We start from the raw sequence: 19,402 nt of genomic DNA, 5'->3' as shown, positions 1-19,402 counted from the left end.
ATCATTGGGGCATGGACGTATAAACGACGAACGGCGGATCCAGGCTGGGTTCGTACTTGAGTACCGTCGAGACCCCATGGGCGTCCTTCGGCGGCGTCGGATGATCATTCACCACTTGCGCCGTACGCCCGGTCACGACCGGAAGCGCGTGGTTTCCGGTGTCGACCGCCCCCACCGAGAAATCCTCTGTGTCACCCGGATGCGGAGGACGTTTAAGCCACTTGTCAATTTCCGTCGAATTGCACTGAAGATTGTACTGCGTGTAATTCTGCGCCGACTCCAGGTCCGTGAAGCTGGACGCTGCGGGAATGTTCACTTTCCCCGATCCGCTCGACTCGTCCCGCAACCGCTGCGTCAGCTGCATGTCCGTCAGACCCACATGCTTGTCGATGCTGTGTCCGCCGTACAGTTCCTCCTCGGACGCAAGATCGAGGCTGTACTTGTACGGAATCGGACTCTCCGGCCGCTGCCAGCTGTGCTCCTTTTTGAAGTCGTTGAGGGAGCGCGCTCCGTACCCCTCCGCGCGCGCCTCCTCCGCCACGAACGTCGGCACACTGAGCAGCGCCTCGTCCAACTCGGGCTCCAGCGCCTTGAGCTTGGTGGCGGCTTCGCTGAAGGCCTGGTGGTACTTCTCGACCGCCGCGTCCGCGGCCGCCTTGTCCATGTGCGAGCGGAACGTCAGCACGATCTCGCCGAACGCCAGGGTCGCCGCGAGCCGCGTCATCTCGAACGGGTCGAGGTCCGTGGTCAGGTCCCTGACCGTGGCCATCGCCGCCTCTTTGCCCAGCCGGGTGGTTGTCTCCCTGGTCGTGACCGCCACGCCGGCCAACTCGTCGAGTTCCTTCTGCACGGCGGTCGCCGTCTCCTGGAGGATGTCGATGATGGGACGCCGCTTCGCGGGCACGACCTTGCGGTCCGTGTTCCAGCTACGACCGATGGAGGCCCGCTGCATCTGCTTGTCGTAGGTCCTGCCCCATCCGGTGGTGCCCCAGATGGTCTGGCAGAAGGCCTTCATGGCGCCCTGCCACTCGTCGTTGCCCTTGTTGTTGCTGATGAACTTGATGGCACCGTTGAAGTCACTGGACGCGCCCGTGGCCGCCTTCGCGGCCGCGCCCCAGGCGGTGGCCATGTCCTTGAACTCCTCGTCCTTGCATCCCGGCGTGATCTCGTGCATCTTGCCGAGCCTGAGGCCGTGCTCGATGGCCGGCCGGATCACGTCGGCGAGGAAGTCGGGGATCTCGCCGAGGATGCCCGCGATCTCCGAGGAGTCCGCGTCCTCGCCGGTACCGGACCACTTGATGTCGTTGACCGGGCCGTACGTGGGCGGCTTCTCGATGACGACGGGCGGCGTCTTCGCGACGGGCGGCGGGCCGTACATCCTGCGCGCCTGCCAGTCGGCCTGGACGTACTTGTTCGCCGTGTGTGTCAGGCCGACGGCGACCCCGCCCACGCTGACCACGCTCTTCGCCCACAGTTCCAGGAACTTCTCGGCCACCGACTTGTACGCCGCCGAGAACTCGTCCGCGCCCCGGCCGGCGCCCGCCGACTGGCTGTACTGGTTCAGCACCTCGACCAGCGCCGTGGCGCCCTTGTCGTAGTCGAACTGCCCGTCGCGCACCACGAGGGAGGTGTAGTACAGGTGCGGCGGCTGGACGTCGAAGCCGCCGCCGCTCGTCTTGGGCGAGCGGGTCCGGGCCTCGGCCCGCTCCTTCTGCCGCTGCTCGTCGGTGGGCCGCCGCTCGGCCATCAGGCGCCGCCCCATCCCCGCAGCACCGCGCGGTGCGCGGCCGCGTACCCGCGATGACCGCTGGTCACGACCTCGTGCAGCCACTTCTGGGCCGCCTGCAGGTCCCTCGCCGACTTATCCCACCTGTCGAGCTCCTTGAGGAACACCTCCCGGGCCTCGCCCTGCCAGGACGCGACGACCGGCACCAGACGTGTGTAGAGGTTTTCCAGTTGCCCCTCGAGCTGCTTGAGGATGTCGTCGAGCTCGACGGTCAGGTGTTCCAGCGTGCCGAACGAGACCGCGATGTAGTCGCCTTCGGCGCTGCCGTCCTGCATGCCTCGTTCCCCCCTTCCTGGACTGCGGCACCCCAGCGCCGCTGTCCTGCGCGTCGTTCACTGACTACGGCCGGTGTCACAGCCGGTCGAGGCTGCTGCGCGGGTGCGTCGGCGGCGCCTCGGCCGGTGTGGACAGCTCGTCCACCTCCGCCTCGATGTCGATCTTGACGGCGCGCATGCGCGCCAGTACGTCGAGATCCGTCTCGGTGAACCCGTCCCGGCTCAGCCGCACGGCCGCCTCGAGCTTCTTCATGACGTCGCGGATCCGCACGGCGTCCTCGGCGACGGAGCGGTGGAACTTGCGGTACTCGGCCGCCGCGGGTCCCTGCCAGCCGCCCTCGATCTCGTCGACGACCCGGTCCATGCGCTCGACCTGCCGGGTCAGATGTTCCTGCATGGCGCCGAGGTCGTCGGCCAGCTTGGTCAGATCCTCGTGCTTGGCCGCCAGGTCCTTCTTGTAACCCACCATGCCCCCCGTTCCGCTCTGCCTCGGCTGCCTGCCACGCCCGCCGAGACCAACTTAATCGAAGGCGGATTCGACAGGTTCAAGATTCACCGGTCGGTCGCGAGCCTCAAGGTCGTTGACGGACAGCGGCGTTGGCGTCTCGTCCGGAACCGCCGACGACGATGCCGCATGCCTCGCCACCCGGGCGGGCACCTCTCTGTAACAGGTATCACCTGAGGTGAGAGCAGCCGTGCCCCTTCCGTCCGGGGCCACGGCCGTATTGTCTAAGGGTCCCGCCGACCCGCCGGGTCCGCACTGCCGAGGAGCCCTCATGACCGCGCCCGTCGTCCACTCGCTGCGCGAGCAGATCCGCGAGCACATCGTGGAGGGGATCGTCAGTGGGCGCTGGCAGCCGGGCGAGCGCATCGTGGAGCGGCGGATCGCCACCGAGCTGGAGGTCAGCCAGACCCCGGTCCGGGAGGCCCTGCGCGAGCTGGAGTCCCTGCGGCTGATCGAGTCGGCCCCGAACAAGGGTGTACGGGTCCGGAACCTGACCGCGGCCGACCTGGAGGAGAGCTACCCCGTGCGGGCCGGCCTGGAGGCCATCGCGGCGGAGCTGGCGGCGGGGCGCCTCGCGGAGGACTGCTCGGCCCTGGAGCCGCACGTACTGGCCCTGTACGAGGCCGACCGCGAGGCCGACGGCACGGCCCAGGTGCGCCACACGGTCGGCTTCCACCGCGAGCTGGTCCGTGCGGCGGGCAACTCGGTCCTGCTGCACACCTGGGAGGGCCTGGGCATCGAGGTGTTCACCGCCCTGTCCATCCGCTGGCTCGGCACGGTGCAGCAGTCGTACGCCGAGGAGCACGAGGAGCTGGTGCAGGCGTTCAAGCGCCGGGACCCGCGCATCGCCGAGCTGGTGAAGGCGCACGTCCTGGGGTGCGCGCCGCGGGCCTGACCCAGCCGAGCATACCGGCGCTCACCTGCGGAAACCCCTCGCAGGCACGGCACCCGGTGCCCATTTCAGAGGCACCCGGTGCCTACTTTCTCGAAATCGAGAGGTTTTCCCCCTCAACCCTTTGATCGATCATCGATCAGGGGGTTACAGTCGCCGACGGACTTCCACCGAAGTCCTCTGCCCTGTCCTGCCAAAGACCAAGGGCACCCCCGAACCCTTACCGATGAGGGAACCCCCTTCGACTGAGGAAGGCGGCGACATGACCGACCCCCACGCCATCCAGCCGAGCGCGCTCGACCAGCTCCCGGACCGCGACCCGGAGGAGACCGCCGAGTGGCAGGCCTCTCTCGACGCCGTCGCCAGGGAGGCCGGGCCGCACCGCGCCGCGTACCTGATGCGCCGCACGCTGGAGCGCGCCGAGGCGGGCGGCATCGCGCTGCCGAAGCTCCTCGAGACGGACTACGTCAACACCATCCCCACCTCCGCCGAGCCGGGCCTGCCCGGCGACCCGGAGATGGAGGCCCGGATCACCGCGTGGAACCGCTGGAACGCGGCCGCGATGGTGACCCGTGGCTCGAAGTACGGCGTCGGCGGCCACATCGCCACCTTCGCCTCGGCGGCCTGGCTGTACGAGACCGGGTTCAACCACTTCTTCAAGGGCAAGGAGGGTGACGGGTCCGGCGACCAGCTCTACATCCAGGGCCACGCCTCCCCCGGCATCTACGCCCGCGCCTTCCTCGACGGCCGCCTGAACGAGGCGCACCTCGACAACTTCCGCCAGGAGGCCGGCGGCAACGGCCTGCCGTCGTACCCGCACCCGCGGCGCCTGCCCTGGCTCTGGGAGTTCCCGACCGTCTCCATGGGCCTCGGCCCGCTGTCGGCGATCTACCAGGCGCGCTTCAACCGCTACCTCACCAACCGCGGCATCAAGGACGTCTCCGCGTCCCACGTCTGGGCCTTCCTCGGCGACGGCGAGATGGACGAGCCGGAGTCGACCGCGGCCCTCGCGCTCGCCGCCCGTGAGGAGCTGGACAACCTCACCTTCGTCATCAACTGCAACCTGCAGCGCCTCGACGGCCCGGTGCGCGCCAACTTCAAGATCGTGCAGGAGTTGGAGGCCCAGTTCCGCGGCGCCGGCTGGAACGTCGTCAAGACGCTGTGGGGCTCCGCCTGGGACGAGCTGTTCCAGCTCGACACCACGGGCGCGCTCGTACGCCGTCTGCGCCAGGTACCGGACGCGCAGGTCCAGACGTACCAGACCCGCGACGCCGCCTACATCCGCCAGGACTTCTTCGGTGCCGACCCGGCGCTGGTGGAGATGGCGAAGCTGCTCAGCGACGACAAGATCCTCGAGTGCTTCCACCTCTCCCGCGGCGGTCACGAGTCCCGCAAGGTCTACGCCGCGTACAAGGCCGCGGTCGAGCACAAGGGCGCGCCGACCGTGATCCTGGCCCAGACGGTCAAGGGCCACACCCTGGGCGAGGGCTTCGCGTCGAAGAACGCCAACCACCAGATGAAGAAGCTCTCGGTGGACGAGTTCAAGGCGATGCGCGACCTGCTGGAACTGCCGATCAAGGACAGCGACTTCGTCGACGGCGTGGTGCCCTACGGCCACCCGGGCGCCGACTCCCCCGAGGTCCGCTACCTCCAGGAGCGCCGCGCGGCCCTCGGCGGTCCCGCCCCGGCCCGCCGTACGCACGCGCTGGCCCCGCTGCCGGCCCCCGCGGAGAAGGCGTTCGCCTCCTTCGACAAGGGCTCGGGCTCGCAGAACGTGGCGACGACCATGGCCTTCGTCCGCCTGGTCAAGGACCTGGTCCGCGACAAGGAGACGGGTAAGCGCTGGGTGCCGATCGTCCCCGACGAGGCGCGCACCTTCGGCATGGAGTCGCTGTTCCCGTCCCTCGGGATCTACTCCCCCAAGGGCCAGACGTACGAGCCGGTCGACCGCGACCAGCTGATGTACTACAAGGAGGCCGAGAACGGCCAGATCCTCAACGAGGGGATCACCGAGGCCGGTTCGATGGCCGACTTCATCGCCGCGTCCACCGCGTACTCCACGCACGGCGAAGCGATGATCCCGTTCTACATCTTCTACTCGATGTTCGGCTGGCAGCGCACGGCCGACCAGATGTGGCAGCTCGGCGACCAGCTCGGCCGCGGCTTCCTCGTCGGCGCGACGGCCGGCCGCACGACCCTGACGGGCGAGGGCCTCCAGCACGCCGACGGGCACTCCCCCGTCATCGCGGCCACCAACCCGGCCGCGCTCACGTACGACCCCGCCTTCGCCTACGAGGTCGCGGTCATCGTCCGCGAGGGCCTGCGCCGGATGTACGGCGAGGCCAAGCCGGGCGAGGACCAGGACGTCTTCTACTACCTGACGGTCTACAACGAGCCGCTGCCGCAGCCGGCCAAGCCGCAGGGTCTGGGCATCGACCAGGGCATCGTCAAGGGCCTGTACCGCTTCAACACGGCGGAGTCCGCGGGCGTGGCCGCCCCGGCCGACGCCCCGCGGATCCAGCTGCTCGGCTCCGGTACGGCGATCCACTGGGCCCTCGAGGCGCAGAAGCTGCTCGCCGGGGAGTGGGGCGTGGCCGCCGACGTCTGGTCGGCGACCTCCTGGACGGAGCTGCGTCGCGACGCCCTCGAGGCCGACGCGGCCCTGCTGCGCGGCGAGGAGCGCGTGCCGTACGTCCGCCAGGCGCTGCAGGGCGCCGAGGGCCCGGTGCTGGCCGTCTCCGACTACATGCGCCAGGTCCCGGACCAGATCGCGCAGTGGGTCGAGCAGGACTACTCCTCGCTGGGCGCCGACGGCTTCGGCCTGTCGGACACCCGTGAGGCCGCCCGCCGCCACTTCGGCATCGACGCCCGGTCGATCGTCGTGGCGGCCCTGGCCCAGCTGGCCAAGCGCGGCGAGGTCCGGGCGACGGCGGTCAAGGAGGCCCGGGAGAAGTACGGCCTGTAGGCCAGAGCTGTCGCGGCGGACCCGAGGGTGCACACCCTCGGGTCCGCCGCCTCCGTTTCCCTGCGCGCGAAGTCGCCCCGGCATCATGAGAGGCATGCGCGCCGCACGCCTCATCAAGATGGTGCTCCTCCTGCAGTCCCGGCCCTCCATGACCGCCGGTGAGCTGGCGCGGGAGCTGGAGGTGTCGGAGCGGACGGTCACCCGGGACGCGCAGGCGCTGTCGGAGGCGGGGGTGCCGGTGTATGCCGACCGGGGGCGGGCCGGGGGGTACCGGCTGGTCGGCGGATACCGGACGCGGCTGACGGGGCTGGCCCGGAGCGAGGCCGAGGCGTTGTTCCTGAGCGGGGTGCCGGGGGCGCTCAGGGAGATGGGCCTGGAGGACGCGGCGTCGGCGGCCCGTTTGAAGGTCTCCGCCGCGCTGCTGCCCTCCCTGCGGGACGCCCCGGACAGCGCCGCCCAGCGCTTCCATCTGGACGCGCCCGCCTGGTTCCGGGAGCCGGAGACGCCCGCGCTGCTGCCGGTGCTCGCCGAGGCGGTGTGGGAGGACAGCCGTGTCATCGCCCGTTACCGGCGCGGGGACGGCGAGGTGGAGCGGCGGCTGGAGCCGTACGGACTCGTGCTGAAGGCGGGGGTCTGGTACCTGTGCGCGCGGGTGGCCGGCGGCTCCTTCCGGACCTACCGGATCGACCGGTTCACCGGCCTGGACACCCTGGACGAGCGCTTCGGCCGCGACCCGGACTTCGATCTGCCCGGCCACTGGGCGGCGCAGGCCGAGCGGTTCGCCCGGTCGATCCTGCGCGCCGAGGTCGTCGTACGGCTGTCCCCGGAGGGCGTGCGCAGGCTGCCGCACACCGTCGATCCGCTGTCCGCGCGCGAGGCGCTCGGTGGCGCCGTCGAACCGGACGGCGAGGGCTGGGTGACCTTGACGCTGCCGGTGGAGTCGGAGGAGGTCGCGCACACCCAGCTGACCGCGCTCGGTCCGGAGGCCGAGGTGCTGGCACCGGTGAGCCTGCGGGAGCGGTTCGCCGCGGACGCGGCCCGGATCGCGGAGCTGTACCGGCGCCCGGATGCCGGGTAACGATCCGCGGCACTCCGCGTGCGGCCCACCGGCCGAGGCCCGATGCTGGTGGCGTGATGGACGAGACGGAGTTCTGGGAGCTGATCGACGCCACCCGCGGGGCCGCCGAGGGCGACCCCGAGGAGCAGGCCGACCTGCTGGTGGAGCGTCTGCTCCAGCTGGAGCCGGAGATGGTCCTGGACTTCGCCCGTCACTTCGAGGCCCGTTACAACCGCGCCTACCGCTGGGATCTGTGGGGCGCCGCCTGGGTGCTCCTGGACGGCTGCAGCGACGACGCGTTCGACTTCTTCCGGTGCTGGCTGATCGGCCAGGGGCGGGATGTCTTCGAGGGCGCCCTGCACGATCCGGACGCCCTGGCCGAGCTGCTGGACGAGTTCGACGAGGAGATCGACGGCGACGGCGAGGAGCTGGGCTACGCGGCGGACGAGGCCTACGAGCAGCTGACCGGCACCGTGGCGCCCGACCTGGGCATCGCCCCGGCGCCCGCCGAGCCGGCGGGCAGGCCTTTGGACTTCGAGAACGAGCGGGCGCTCGCGGAGCGGTATCCCCGGCTGTGGGAGCGTTTCAGGGGCTGACGCCGGGTCTCATGCCGTCGTGTGCCTGCGGCTGGTGTCCGTCGGCGGGTGGGACCGGGACCGGTCGGCCTTCACCGCGTGGTGCGGCGGGGCGGCGTCGGCCTGGTCCAGGGCGGACGCGGTGACCGAGGCCGGGCCGAGTACGACGGCCGCGACCGCGCAGACCACCGCCCAGGGGCCGCGCGCGGTCCGGGTCCGGCCGGTCCGCTGCCGCACGGACTCGCTACGACCGCTGTCCACGGCCCCACCTCCCGTCGGTTTGTGTGGTCCTCGACCGTAGGGGGCGGGGCTCGGTGCGGGCTGCGTGGCGCCTATGGCGTTCCTGTGGGCGTCCGGCCCCGGCGGTCGGGCCGGCTGTCGCCCGGATCCCGGGGAGGCGGGCGGCCAGTCGGTGTGGTGGAGGAAGACGGCGACCACCCGGTCGTCGTGGCGGGGGGGCGGCCTGGCGTGTCCGGTGGCGGCCCGGCCGGGCGGGGCAGGACGGGCGGCCGCACGGCACGGTGGGCGGCGGGGGCCGGGCCGGGCGGGGCGGGCGGTGGCGGAGCACTCGACGCCACGGGCGCACAGAGCCGGCGCGAGGCAGACCGGCAGGCCGGGCGGCACCGGCAGGGCGCCCGGGGCCGTGCGCCTCGTCGTATCGGTGGCCCCGCGCTCTTCGGGCGACCGGCACGATCCCGCTCTCGGTGCGTTGCGCCGTGCCCGAGGTGTGCGCTGCGCCACCCGGTGGAACCATCGTCCTGGTCCGGGACGTTCTGTGGGTACATGGATATGTGGCCGGTTCGCCGCCCGGTGGCCGCTCGCGTGCGTGTGACTGATCAGGGGGCCCGTCCCGTCCGTACTGAGGGGTCCGAGAGAAAGGCGGCTCCGTGGACCTGCTCGACCTGGTGCTTGTGCTGGTGGTCCTCGTCCACGCGGTGTCGGGTTACCGGCGTGGGCTGGTGGCGGGGTGCGTGTCGCTGGCCGGGTTCGTCGGCGGCGCCGTCGTCGGCGTGTGGGTGCTGCCGTGGGTGACGGGGCTGGTGGAGCGCGGCTCGGCGCAGGCGACGGTGCTCGCGGTGCTGACGGTGCTGGTGCCGGCGGTGGTGGGGCACGAGCTGGCGGGCCGGCTGGCGCTGCGGCTGCGCGGCGAGCTGGACCGGGGTCCGCTGCGGGTGGCGGACGGGATCGGGGGCGCGGCGGCCAACTCGGTCGCGGTGCTGATCGTGGCCTGGGTGGCGGCGAGCGTGCTGGGCGCGGCCCCGTCGCAGGCCCTGACGACGGCGATACGCAACTCGGCGCTGCTGGGCACGGTGCAGCAGGCGATGCCGCAGACGACTCCCGCGTGGTTCTCGCGGGCCACGTCCGCGCTGACCGAGGCGGGTTTCCCACAGGTCTTCAACCCGTTCGAGAACGAGTCGACGGCCCAGGTGGCCCGGCCCACCGGCGACAGTGTCACTCCGGCCGCCGCGAGCGCCGCCAAGCTGAGCACGGTGAAGATCGAGGGTGCTTCGGGTACCGAGGGCCGGGAGGGTAGCGGCTTCGTCTACTCCGCGCGGCATGTGATGACCAACGCGCACGTGGTGGCGGGCATCGACCGGCCGAGCGTGCGGGTGGGCGGGGTCGGGCGGTCGTACGAGGCCCGGGTGGTGCTCTTCGACCCCGACCGGGACGTGGCCGTGCTGTACGTGCCGGCGCTGCGTGCCCCGGGCCTGCGTTTCGACACGGGTGCCGTGCGCGGGGACTCGGCGGTGGTGGCGGGCTATCCGCAGGACGGAAACCTGAACCTGCAGGCGGCGAAGGTGGCGAACAAGGTGCGGGCGACCGGCCAGAACATCTACAACGACCGCGCGGTCACCCGGGAGATCTACTCGATCCGCTCCACGGTCCGGCCGGGCAACTCCGGCGGCCCGTTGTTGACCACGGACGGCAAGGTGTTCGGGGTGGTCTTCGCCCGCTCCACCTCGGACGCCGAGACGGGGTACGTGCTGACGGCGTCCGAGGTGGCGGGCGACGCCCGGCGCGCGGCCATGGCGACGGCGGCGGTGGACACCGGCGAACTGGTCGACTCCTAGGGCCGGTGAACGGGGTCGACGGGCAACGGCCCCGGAACGGGTCTCAGAGCCGGCGGCCCATGAGGACGTCGTCGACGTACCGGCCGTCCAGGTGGAACTCCCCGGGCAGCACGCCCTCGACGGTGAAGCCCTCGGACTCGTAGAGCGTGCGGGCCGGGGTGTTGTGCCCGAGTACGCGCAGGGTGAGGCGCCGCGCCCCCCGCCTGCGCGCCTCCTCGACGGCGGCCCGGATCAGCGCGCGCCCGATGCCCCGTCCGCGCGCTTCGCCGGCGACGGCGAAGCCCTGGATCGCGAGGACGTGCGCGTTCGAGGCGAGCGGGGTCGGGCGGGCGAGCCGGATGTAGCCGGCGATGCGCCCGTCGTGTTCGGCGACCAGGTGGTCGTCCGGGCCGCGGCGCTCGTCGAAGAAGGGCTCGTACGGTGGCTGCGGTGCGGGCATCACCTCGTGCAGGGTGGACCAGGTGGCCCGGTCGAGGACGGACAGTTCCCCGTCGTCGTCGGGGCGGGCGGTGCGTATGTACGGCTCCGGCATGGCGATCACCCTACGGTGGGACCCCTGGCGCTCCCACCGCGTTCTGTGCCGGCCGTGACGTCATGCTGAGGTCATGGAACATTCGCGAATCGCGGTGGCCGGCGCCTCCGGTCTGATCGGCAGCGCTCTGGTGCGGTCCCTTACCGCGGACGGGCACGAGGTGGTCCGTCTGGTGCGCCGGGCGCCCCGGGGCCCGGACGAGATCCGCTGGGACCCCGCTCGGCGGCACGTGGACGCGGCCGGGCTGATCGGCTGCGACGTGGTGGTCAACCTGGCCGGGGCGGGGGTGGGCGACCGGCGCTGGACACCGGAGTACAAGCGGCTGATCCGGGACAGCCGGGTGCTGGGCACGGCCACGCTGGCCGAGGCGGTGGCCGCGCTGCCGGAGCCGCCGCGGGTGTTCCTGAACGGCAGCGCGATCGGCTTCTACGGCGAGACCGGCGACCGGGTGGTGGACGAGAGCGCCCCGCCGGGTGACGGCTTCCTGCCCCGGCTGTGCGTGGAGTGGGAGAGGGCGGCTGCGCCCGTCGAGGAGGCGGGCGTACGGACGGTGTTCCTGCGCACGGGGCTGGTCGTGGCGCGTGGCGGTGGGGCCTGGGGGCGGCTGTTCCCGCTGTTCCGGGCGGGGCTCGGTGGGCGCCTGGGCGACGGGCGGCAGTACTGGTCGTACATCGCGCTGTACGACGAGGTGGCCGCGATCCGGCATCTCATCGACGGCGAGGTGCTGTCCGGGCCGTTCAACCTGACGGCGCCCCAGCCGCTGACGAACCGTGAGATCACCGAGGCGATGGCGCGGGTGCTGCACCGGCCGGCGCGCCTCGCGGTGCCCGTGCCGGTGCTGCGGGCGGTGCTGGGCGAGATGGCCGGGGATGTGCTGGGCAGCCAACGGGTGGTGCCGAAGCGGTTGTTGGCGTCGGGGTTCCGGTTCGCGTTTCCGGGCATCGAGGAATCGGTACGGGCTGCCTGACATACGCCAGGGATGTCCTGCGATCTCGTGAGATCTCTTGTGACCGTATGCGACCTCTATGCGACCGTGCCCTGTCGATGCGCGACTGTTCTTGACCGATCACGGCCCTAACCTCGACGCGAACTCGGGTATCCCTGGAGCCAGTTGGGGGCATGACGTCTCCACCGGCCGTGCAACCACAGGAGGGGCCTCGTGCTTGAGCCCGCGTACCAGGTGGACGTCGTCATCGTGGGAGCCGGAATCGCCGGCCTCTCGGCGGCTCATCGGCTGACCAGCGCAGGAATCACGACCGCGGTCCTGGAGGCCGCCCCGTACGTCGGCGGCCGTATGTCGACGGAGAAGGTCGACGGCTTCCGGCTCGACCGCATCGGACAGCTGCTGTCCACGTCCTGTCCCGAACTCCGCCTGTCACCGGGCCTCGACTCCCTGGTGCTGCGCCGCTTCGCGCCGGGTGTCCTGCTGCACCGCGACGGACGCAGGCACCGCGCGGGCGCCCCGGCGGTCGGAGGGAGCGCAAGGGGCGCACTCCATGTGGTGCGCGCTCTCGCAAGCGCCCCGAGGGGCGCGGCGGCCACGCCCGGCCGGGCCGGCGCGCCGGTGGGCGGTGCGGTGGACCAGGCACGGCTGGGCGCCGCGCTGGGCCGGATCGCCGCGACCCCCGCCGAACGCATCCTGAACCGCCCCGAGATGCCCGCCGCCCAAGCACTCGCCCAGCGCGGAGTTCCGGCCCGCACCATCGACGGCTTCCTGCGCCCGCTGCTCGCCGCGCTGCTGTGCGACCCCGAGCTGACCACGTCCAGCCGGTGTGCCGACCTGGCGCTGCGCGCCTTCGCGTGCGGGCGGCTGGGCGTGCCGGAGGGCGGCGCGGAGATGCTGCCGGAACTGCTGGCCCGGGAGCTGCCGCCCGGCACCGTGCACACCGGGGTCCGGGTCACCTCCGTGTCCACGACCTCGGTGACCACCGCCGAGCACGGGGAGGTCCGCTGCCGGGCGGTGCTGGTGGCGACCGACGCGCGCGTCGCGGCGGAGCTGCTGCCGGGGCTCAGGGTGCCGGACTTCCACCCGGTGACGGTGGTGCACCACACCACCGATGACCCGGCCGTGGCCTTCTCGACCGGTACCTCGCTGCTGCTGGACGCCGACCGGGGCGGGCCGGTGGCGCACACGTCCGTGCTCAGCAACGTGGACCCGAGCCGGGCCCCGGGTGGCCGGATGCTGGTCTCCTCGACCGTGCTGGGCACCCCGCCGGAAGGCGTGGACACGGCGGTCCGCATCCACCTCGCCCGGCTCTACGGCACCTCGACGCGCCGCTGGGAGACGCTGGCCGTGCACCACACGCCGGAGGCGGTCCCGGCGATGCGCCCGCCGCACGACCTGCGCCGGCCGGTACGGCTGCTGGCCGGGCTGTACGTCTGCGGCGACCACCGGGACACCAGCACGGTCCAGGGCGCCCTGCACTCGGCCCACCGGGCCGCCGCGGCGATACTGGCCGACCTGGGCGCGGCGGGCTCGATGAACAGCGCCGCTCCCGCACCGACCCTGCCGAGGGCGGCGTGAGACCGGCGGTGCCGCGAGCGGCGTAGACGAACAGACGGCGTTCAGCCAGGGGCGGCTGAGCGGGTTCGGCGCCCCCGGACGGGAAGTGAGCACCACCGCGACGGCGCATAGCCACCGCGGCGGTGTCCATCGGTGCCGAACTCCGCCCGGCCACCCCATCCCGTCCCCGGTCGCGCAGTGACCCCCTCATCCCAGCGCCGCCACCTTCTGCCGGTATCCCCTCACCGGTGCCGCGTCCTTGTACGGCTCCAGGCGGCGTTCGAAGTCCCTGACGTACTCGATCGCGCGAGCGCTCCGCATCTCCACCGCCTGGCCGGCGGCCTCCGCGGCCAGCGCGCAGGCCTGGTCGAGTTCGCCGAGACCGAGGCGGGCGGTGGCGAGGACGACCCGGCAGAACAGGCGGCTGCGGGCGTAGGAGGGCGCACGCAGCTGAAGGGAGCGCTCGGCGTGCTGGGCGGCGGCCCGGAACTGCTGCAGATCCCGGTGGCAGTGCCCCAGCTCGTCGGCGAGCTGGGCCTCGTCGAAGAACTTGACCCAGTACGGCACCTCGTCCCCGGGGCGGGCCGCCTCCAGGGCGCGCTCGGCCCGGACCAGCGCCGCGGTGCACGCCCGCACCTCGCCCAGGACCCCGTGCGCCCTCGCCTCGGCCGCGTGCAGCAGCGCCTGGACGACCGGCGGGGCACCGGTGCCGACCCCCTGCTGGGCGACCCGGGCGAGTTGCACGGCTTCCCTGCCGTGGCCCAGATAGACGGCCTGGCGGCTCATGGTGACCAGGACGTAGGAGCCGTAGGCCCGGTCGCCGGCCGCCTGGGCGAGCCGCAGGGCCTGGACGAAGTAGCGCTGGGCGAGCCCGTGCGCGGCGATGTCGTACGAGGTCCAGCCCGCGAGCCGGGTCAGATCGGCGGCGGCCGCGAACAGGCGGCGGCCGGTCTGCTCGCCGTAGCTGCCGCGCAGCATCGGCTCGCACTCGTGCTCCAGGTAGCGCACCAGGGCCTGCCGGGCGTGGCCGCCGCCGAACCGGTCGTCGAGGGTGCGGAAAAGCTCGCCGACCGAGCGCAGCGCGGCGATGTCGCCGCCGGTGACCTTGTGGCCGGCGCCGCGCTCGGCGTGCCCACGGGCCCGTGGCGGACTGACCGGCTGGGCCTTGGCGGCACCGGGCCGGACCTGCGGAGGCACCCGGGGGGCCGGGTCCCGGGCCACCTTGTCGTCCGACTTGCCGATCAGCCAGTCCCGGCTGGGCACGACGAGCCCGGCCGGGGTAAAGGCGATCTTGCGCAGCTCGGCATGGCTGCCGGAGTCCTTGCGCCACAGTCCGCTGACGATGTCGACGGCCTCCTCCGGGGTGGCCGCGAACTCCAGCCCGGCGTAGACCGGCGCACAGGCGTCCAGGCCGAGGTCCTGGGCCGTGAGCCGGCGTCCGAGCCGGCGTGTGAACACCTCGGCGATGAGGGCGGGCGTCGTACCGCGCGGCTGCTGTCCCCGCAGCCACCGGGTGACCGATGTCTTGTCGTATCTCAGGTCCAGCCCGTGCTCCAGGCCGAGCTGGTCGACGCGACGGGCCAGACCAGCGTTGGAGAACCCCGCTTCTGCGATGAGCGCGGCGAGCTGGCGGTTGGGGGTGCGCTGCGCGGGTCGGTCCGTCATCTGCGGTGCGGTCTCCTGCCTTCCGGGCCCTTGAAGTGCCCGGATTGCCTTTCAGCAGCCCTTATGGCCTCACGAACGGCGCGAATGTAGCGGAGAGTGAGCAGGCGATCGCACTCTTCGGTGTGCATTCATCCGATCGTGTGAGGATTGCCCGCAGGGCTGACGTGCGCCGGTCGGACGTACAGTGGCGTGGGCGCGTGACGCGCCTGGCACACCGGTCACTGAGGGAGGCGCTTGCCGTGAGTGGGTTGCGGTTCGTCCGCATGGGGTTCGGTGCGGATGCCGTCGAGTACCAGGAGGCCTGGGACGAGCAGCGCCGGGTGCACGCGGCCCGGTTCGCCGACGAGGTCCCGGACACCGTGCTGCTCCTGGAACACCCCCCGGTGTACACGGCCGGCCGGCGCACCGAGGACAGCGAGCGCCCGCTGGACGGCACACCGGTCATCGACGTGGACCGCGGCGGCAAGATCACCTGGCACGGTCCCGGCCAGCTCGTCGGCTACCCGATCCAGAAGCTGCCCCGCCCGGTGGACGTGGTCGCCCACGTACGACGCCTCGAGGAGGCCCTGATCCGCACCTGCGCCGAGTTCGGCCTGGAGACCACCCGGGTCGAGGGCCGCAGCGGGGTCTGGGTGCTCGGCGATCCCGTCGAGCGGCGGCCGGCGCTCGGCGGGCTCTCCCTCGACTTCGATCCGCGACTGCACGACGAGGAGTTCGATCCCCGTCTGAACGGCCCCGAGTACGCGCCCTCCAACGCGGGCCAGCGCCGCGAGGACCGGAAGATCGCCGCGATCGGCATCCGCGTCGCCAAGGGCGTCACGATGCACGGCTTCGCGCTCAACGTGAACCCCGACAACAAGTGGTTCGACCGGATCATCCCGTGCGGGATCCGGGACGCCGGAGTGGCCTCCCTCGCGGGCGAGCTGGGCCGGGACGTCACCATCGAGGAGGTTCTGCCGGTGGTCGAGAAGCACCTGAAGGACGTGCTGGAGAAGGCGGACCTCAGGCCCCGGGTGATCGAGAAGGCGACCGCCTGACCGCCTCCGTCGGGGAATGCACCCTGCGGCAGTGAGGTTGGCCTCCACGGCAGGGCGCAATGAGCACGGGCGTACCCTGGTGTACGCCGAAGAATCGAAGCTACAGGGAGCCGGTCGTGTCCGCAGTCGCACCCGACGGACGCAAGATGCTGCGCCTGGAGGTCCGCAACAGTCAGACCCCCATCGAGCGCAAGCCCGAGTGGATCAAGACCCGGGCGAAAATGGGTCCCGAGTACACGAAGATGCAGAACCTCGTGAAGAGCGAGGGGCTGCACACGGTCTGCCAGGAAGCCGGCTGCCCGAACATCTACGAGTGCTGGGAGGACCGCGAGGCGACCTTCCTCATCGGCGGCGACCAGTGCACCCGGCGCTGCGACTTCTGCCAGATCGACACCGGCAAGCCCGAGGCCCTGGACCGTGACGAGCCGCGCCGCGTCGGCGAGTCCGTGGTGACCATGGACCTGAACTACGCCACCATCACCGGCGTCGCCCGCGACGACCTGGCGGACGGCGGCGCCTGGCTGTACGCCGAGACGGTCCGCCAGATCCACGCGCAGACCGCCGAGCGCGAGGGCGGCCGTACCAAGGTCGAGCTGCTGGCCCCCGACTTCAACGCGGTCCCCGAGCAGCTCGCCGAGGTCTTCTCCTCCCGCCCCGAGGTCTTCGCGCACAACGTCGAGACGGTCCCCCGGATCTTCAAGCGCATCCGCCCCGGCTTCCGCTACGAGCGCTCCCTCAAGGTCATCACCGAGGCCCGCGACTTCGGCCTGGTCACCAAGTCCAACCTGATCCTCGGCATGGGCGAGACCCGTGAAGAGGTCAGCGAGGCGCTCAGGCAGCTGCACGACGCCGGCTGCGAGCTGGTCACCATCACCCAGTACCTGCGCCCCTCCGTGCGGCACCACCCGGTGGAGCGCTGGGTGAAGCCGCAGGAGTTCGTGGAGCTGAAGGAGGAGGCCGAGCAGATCGGCTTCTCCGGTGTGATGTCCGGCCCGCTGGTGCGCTCCTCGTACCGCGCCGGCCGCCTGTACGGGATGGCGATCGAACAGCGTCAGTCGGCTGCTCCGCAGCAGGGCGGGACGTTCATCGCCGCCCAGGCGGTGTGAGCCAAGCGTGTGAATTCGCGCACAAGTAATTACTGGCCAGTAATGGCCGAGACGACGCGGTCCTGACCGTCCTCGCTGATAGGGCGACCGTCAGGGCCGCGTCGGCGTTTCGCCACTGCGCATCGAGGCTTCATGCGTGTTTGACCGGTCCGTCACGCCCTGGTAACACCAATGAGTGACTCTGGTATCACGCCCCGTACACTCAGACCGAGGGGGGACCTCGATCATGCAGGCCGCGCCCGTTCGCGCCACCGCCATCCCGTCCTTCACCGACGCCCTCCGCGCCGTCGAGTCCCTGCTCATGAGCAGCGGTCAGCGCACCGCCCGCCGCAACGCCTGGACCTCCGTCCTGGAGGACCGCCGCCGTGCCAAGGACCGCGTCGAGGCTCAGCGCGTCCTGGAGCAGGCGGCCACCCGCTCCTGACGCCCTTACCGCCGGGCACTGCCGTCGTCGGCGCTCCGGGAGCCACGTAGACTTCGTGGCATGGCGAGGAAGGAAACCGCGGCGGACGCCGCGAACGCAGGGCGACTGAAGCAGATCGCCCTCACGTACAAGATGACCCGCAAGGCCGACAAGAAGATCGGCCTTGTACTCGCGGCCGTCGGCATCGGCACCCTCGGTGTCTTCCTCGCGATCGGCTTCTTGATCGACCACCCGATCTATCTGGGCGTCTTCGGACTGCTGATCGCCCTGCTGGCGACGGCGATCGTGTTCGGCCGCCGGGCCGAGCGGGCCGCCTTCGGCCAGATGGAGGGTCAGCCGGGCGCGGCGGCGGCCGTGCTGGACAACATCGGCCGGGGCTGGACGACCACTCCGGCGGTGGCGATGAACCGCAGCCAGGACGTGGTGCACCGGGCGGTCGGGAAGGCCGGCATCGTGCTGGTCGCCGAGGGCAACCCGAACCGGGTGAAGAGCCTGCTGGCCGCCGAGAAGAAGAAGATGAACCGTATCGTCGCGGACGTACCGGTGCACGACCTGATCGTCGGCAACGGCGAGGGCCAGGTCGAGCTGAAGAAGCTGCGCACGACCATGCTCAAGTTCCCGCGCGTGCTGACCGGCCCCCAGGTGACGGCCACCAACGACCGGCTGCGCGCCCTGGGCGACCTGATGAGCAACATGCCGCTGCCCAAGGGCCCCATGCCCAAGGGCATGCGGATGCCGAAGGGCCGCTGAGCCCCGGTCGGGTGACGCGGGGATCGAAGACGCGGCGCCCACCTGCCCCGGACTGCTGTCCGGCGCAGGTGGGCGCCGCTCTTTTCCATGACACGCCGCCGAACGGAGCATCCGGCCGGTAATCGGCTCATTCGCTCCTAGCCTTCGCAATGTGACGAAACGCCATATTACGTACCTCGCATGCACGACGGCGCTCCTCGGCGCGCTCGTCGGTACCGCCCCGGCATCGGCCGCCCACCGTTTCCACGTGGTGCGGCCGGGTGAGTCGATCCAGAAGGCGGTGAACGCCGCCCGGCCGGGCGACACAGTGCTCGTGCTGGCCGGCACCTACCACGAGAGCATCACGGTGCGAACGCCGCGACTGACCCTGCGCGGCGTGGGTGACCGCACGGTGATCACGCCGGTCCGGAAGACGGCCCCGAAGAAGACCGCACCGGGCACCCGAAAGGCTTCCGTCAGCTGTCTCGAGAGCGGCAACGGAATCTGCGTGGTCGGCGGGAAGGACAAGGCCCTCCCGGATGTCACCGTCGCCGACCTGAGGGTGACCGGCTTCTCCACCACCGGCCTGTGGTCCATGGGGACCGACCACCTGACCGTGCAGCGGGTGACCGCCGACGACAACGGGCAGTGGGGCATCGCCCAGGAGCACTCCACCCGCGGCGTCTTCCGGGGCAACACCGCCCGGGGCAACGGTGACGCGGGCCTGTTCCTGGCCAACAACGTGAAGGCCGAGGAAGGCGCCATGAACAGCAACGGCGCCGTGATCGAGTGGAACCGCCTCACGAACAACCGGATCGGCATCACCGTCCGCCGGCTGCGGAACCTTGCCGTCACGGGCAACTACCTCACCGGCAACTGCGCGGGTGTGTTCGTCGTCGGCGACGAGAACAAGCCGAAGGCGGGTGCCCTGACCGTCAGCGGCAACCGCGTCGAGCGCAACAACAAGTACTGCGCGAAGACCGCCCGGCTGCCCTATCTGCAGGGCTCCGGCATCGTGCTGACCGGCACCGAGAAGACCCTGGTCACACAGAACGTGGTCACCGGCCACTCGGGCAAGTCCCCGCTGTCGGGTGGCATCGTCCTGTTCAAGAGCTTCGTGGGTGTCACGAGCGAGCGGAACCGGATCACCGGCAACCGCCTGGAGAACAACTCCCCGGCGGATCTCGTCAACCAGGAAGCCGCCAAGAGCGGCAACGCCTTCGACCACAACTCCTGCCGGGCCTCCAAGCCCGCGGGTCTGTGCTGACCGGACGGCCGT

Annotated in this window: 18 protein-coding genes; 12 read left to right on the top strand and 6 right to left on the bottom strand. The window is 71.4% G+C overall.

Features of this window, described 5'->3' with window-relative positions; genetic code table 11:
• Nucleotide 1 precedes the first annotated feature (1 nt).
• The 3 genes from ABZ079_RS05455 to ABZ079_RS05445 form a co-directional block, all read right to left on the bottom strand.
• Complete coding sequence (locus ABZ079_RS05455) at nucleotides 2-1,762, bottom strand: RNase A-like domain-containing protein (RefSeq protein ID WP_356938078.1); 1,761 nt, start codon at nucleotides 1,760-1,762, stop codon at nucleotides 2-4.
• Nucleotides 1,747-2,061 (bottom strand): WXG100 family type VII secretion target, encoded by a 315-nt coding sequence (locus ABZ079_RS05450; protein WP_356938077.1) that lies wholly within the window; start codon nucleotides 2,059-2,061, stop codon nucleotides 1,747-1,749. The genes ABZ079_RS05455 and ABZ079_RS05450 overlap by 16 nt, the downstream gene beginning before the upstream one ends.
• Before the next feature lie 76 nt (nucleotides 2,062-2,137).
• Nucleotides 2,138-2,530 (bottom strand): WXG100 family type VII secretion target, encoded by a 393-nt coding sequence (locus ABZ079_RS05445; protein ID WP_356938076.1) that lies wholly within the window; start codon nucleotides 2,528-2,530, stop codon nucleotides 2,138-2,140.
• Between the two features lie 307 nt (nucleotides 2,531-2,837).
• Here ABZ079_RS05445 and ABZ079_RS05440 point away from each other — a divergent pair, with 307 nt between their 5' ends.
• The 4 genes from ABZ079_RS05440 to ABZ079_RS05425 all read left to right on the top strand — a co-directional run bounded on the left by ABZ079_RS05440 (nucleotide 2,838) and on the right by ABZ079_RS05425 (nucleotide 8,076).
• Nucleotides 2,838-3,461 (top strand): GntR family transcriptional regulator, encoded by a 624-nt coding sequence (locus ABZ079_RS05440; protein ID WP_356938075.1) that lies wholly within the window; start codon nucleotides 2,838-2,840, stop codon nucleotides 3,459-3,461.
• 259 nt (nucleotides 3,462-3,720) lie between these two features.
• The gene (gene aceE / locus ABZ079_RS05435) at nucleotides 3,721-6,423 is read left to right on the top strand and encodes a pyruvate dehydrogenase (acetyl-transferring), homodimeric type (RefSeq protein ID WP_356938074.1); all 2,703 of its coding nucleotides are present in this window, start codon (nucleotides 3,721-3,723) and stop codon (nucleotides 6,421-6,423) included.
• A gap of 94 nt (nucleotides 6,424-6,517) precedes the next feature.
• Nucleotides 6,518-7,501, top strand: coding sequence for a YafY family protein (locus ABZ079_RS05430; protein ID WP_356938073.1), 984 nt, complete (start codon nucleotides 6,518-6,520; stop codon nucleotides 7,499-7,501).
• Between the two features lie 56 nt (nucleotides 7,502-7,557).
• On the top strand, nucleotides 7,558-8,076 hold the full coding sequence (locus ABZ079_RS05425) for a DUF4240 domain-containing protein (protein WP_356938129.1): 519 nt from the start codon (nucleotides 7,558-7,560) through the stop codon (nucleotides 8,074-8,076).
• Between the two features lie 9 nt (nucleotides 8,077-8,085).
• Here the strand turns inward: ABZ079_RS05425 and ABZ079_RS05420 are convergent, their stop codons facing one another.
• Entirely contained in the window at nucleotides 8,086-8,316 is a 231-nt protein-coding gene (locus ABZ079_RS05420; protein ID WP_356938072.1) for a hypothetical protein, read from the bottom strand.
• Between the two features lie 626 nt (nucleotides 8,317-8,942).
• On the opposite strand from ABZ079_RS05420, the gene ABZ079_RS05415 reads away from it, so the two are divergent.
• On the top strand, nucleotides 8,943-10,127 hold the full coding sequence (locus ABZ079_RS05415; protein WP_356938071.1) for a MarP family serine protease: 1,185 nt from the start codon (nucleotides 8,943-8,945) through the stop codon (nucleotides 10,125-10,127).
• 43 nt (nucleotides 10,128-10,170) lie between these two features.
• Here the strand turns inward: ABZ079_RS05415 and ABZ079_RS05410 are convergent, their stop codons facing one another.
• Entirely contained in the window at nucleotides 10,171-10,659 is a 489-nt protein-coding gene (locus ABZ079_RS05410; protein WP_356938070.1) for a GNAT family N-acetyltransferase, read from the bottom strand.
• A gap of 73 nt (nucleotides 10,660-10,732) precedes the next feature.
• Here ABZ079_RS05410 and ABZ079_RS05405 point away from each other — a divergent pair, with 73 nt between their 5' ends.
• Together ABZ079_RS05405 and ABZ079_RS05400 are read left to right on the top strand one after the other, a co-directional pair.
• Nucleotides 10,733-11,626, top strand: coding sequence for a TIGR01777 family oxidoreductase (locus tag ABZ079_RS05405; RefSeq protein ID WP_356938069.1), 894 nt, complete (start codon nucleotides 10,733-10,735; stop codon nucleotides 11,624-11,626).
• 192 nt (nucleotides 11,627-11,818) lie between these two features.
• On the top strand, nucleotides 11,819-13,183 hold the full coding sequence (locus ABZ079_RS05400) for an NAD(P)/FAD-dependent oxidoreductase (RefSeq protein WP_356938068.1): 1,365 nt from the start codon (nucleotides 11,819-11,821) through the stop codon (nucleotides 13,181-13,183).
• A gap of 186 nt (nucleotides 13,184-13,369) precedes the next feature.
• Here ABZ079_RS05400 and ABZ079_RS05395 read toward each other — a convergent pair whose 3' ends face one another.
• The gene (locus tag ABZ079_RS05395; protein ID WP_356938067.1) at nucleotides 13,370-14,827 is read right to left on the bottom strand and encodes a regulator; all 1,458 of its coding nucleotides are present in this window, start codon (nucleotides 14,825-14,827) and stop codon (nucleotides 13,370-13,372) included.
• Nucleotides 14,828-15,066: 239 nt separating this feature from the next.
• Between ABZ079_RS05395 and lipB the strand changes: the two genes are divergently transcribed.
• The 5 genes from lipB (at nucleotide 15,067) to ABZ079_RS05370 (ending at nucleotide 19,390) form a co-directional block, all read left to right on the top strand.
• The gene (gene lipB / locus ABZ079_RS05390) at nucleotides 15,067-15,864 is read left to right on the top strand and encodes a lipoyl(octanoyl) transferase LipB (protein WP_356938066.1); all 798 of its coding nucleotides are present in this window, start codon (nucleotides 15,067-15,069) and stop codon (nucleotides 15,862-15,864) included.
• Nucleotides 15,865-15,980: 116 nt separating this feature from the next.
• Nucleotides 15,981-16,970, top strand: coding sequence for a lipoyl synthase (lipA, locus tag ABZ079_RS05385; RefSeq protein WP_356938065.1), 990 nt, complete (start codon nucleotides 15,981-15,983; stop codon nucleotides 16,968-16,970).
• 226 nt (nucleotides 16,971-17,196) lie between these two features.
• Nucleotides 17,197-17,394 carry a hypothetical protein gene (locus tag ABZ079_RS05380; RefSeq protein ID WP_356938064.1) on the top strand — a complete coding sequence of 66 codons (198 nt, stop codon included), beginning with the start codon at nucleotides 17,197-17,199 and terminating at the stop codon, nucleotides 17,392-17,394.
• Nucleotides 17,395-17,454: 60 nt separating this feature from the next.
• Nucleotides 17,455-18,144, top strand: a complete 690-nt coding sequence (locus ABZ079_RS05375; protein WP_356938063.1) for a DUF4191 domain-containing protein — start codon at nucleotides 17,455-17,457, stop codon at nucleotides 18,142-18,144.
• 151 nt (nucleotides 18,145-18,295) lie between these two features.
• Nucleotides 18,296-19,390 carry a right-handed parallel beta-helix repeat-containing protein gene (locus ABZ079_RS05370; RefSeq protein ID WP_356938062.1) on the top strand — a complete coding sequence of 365 codons (1,095 nt, stop codon included), beginning with the start codon at nucleotides 18,296-18,298 and terminating at the stop codon, nucleotides 19,388-19,390.
• The last annotated feature ends 12 nt before the right edge of the window (nucleotides 19,391-19,402 follow it).

Source organism: Streptomyces sp. NPDC006314 (genome assembly GCF_040613075.1).
Lineage (GTDB): Bacteria > Actinomycetota > Actinomycetes > Streptomycetales > Streptomycetaceae > Streptomyces.
The sequence above is the reverse complement of the archived record's forward strand: the minus strand, read 5'-3'. Positions and strand labels throughout refer to the sequence as shown.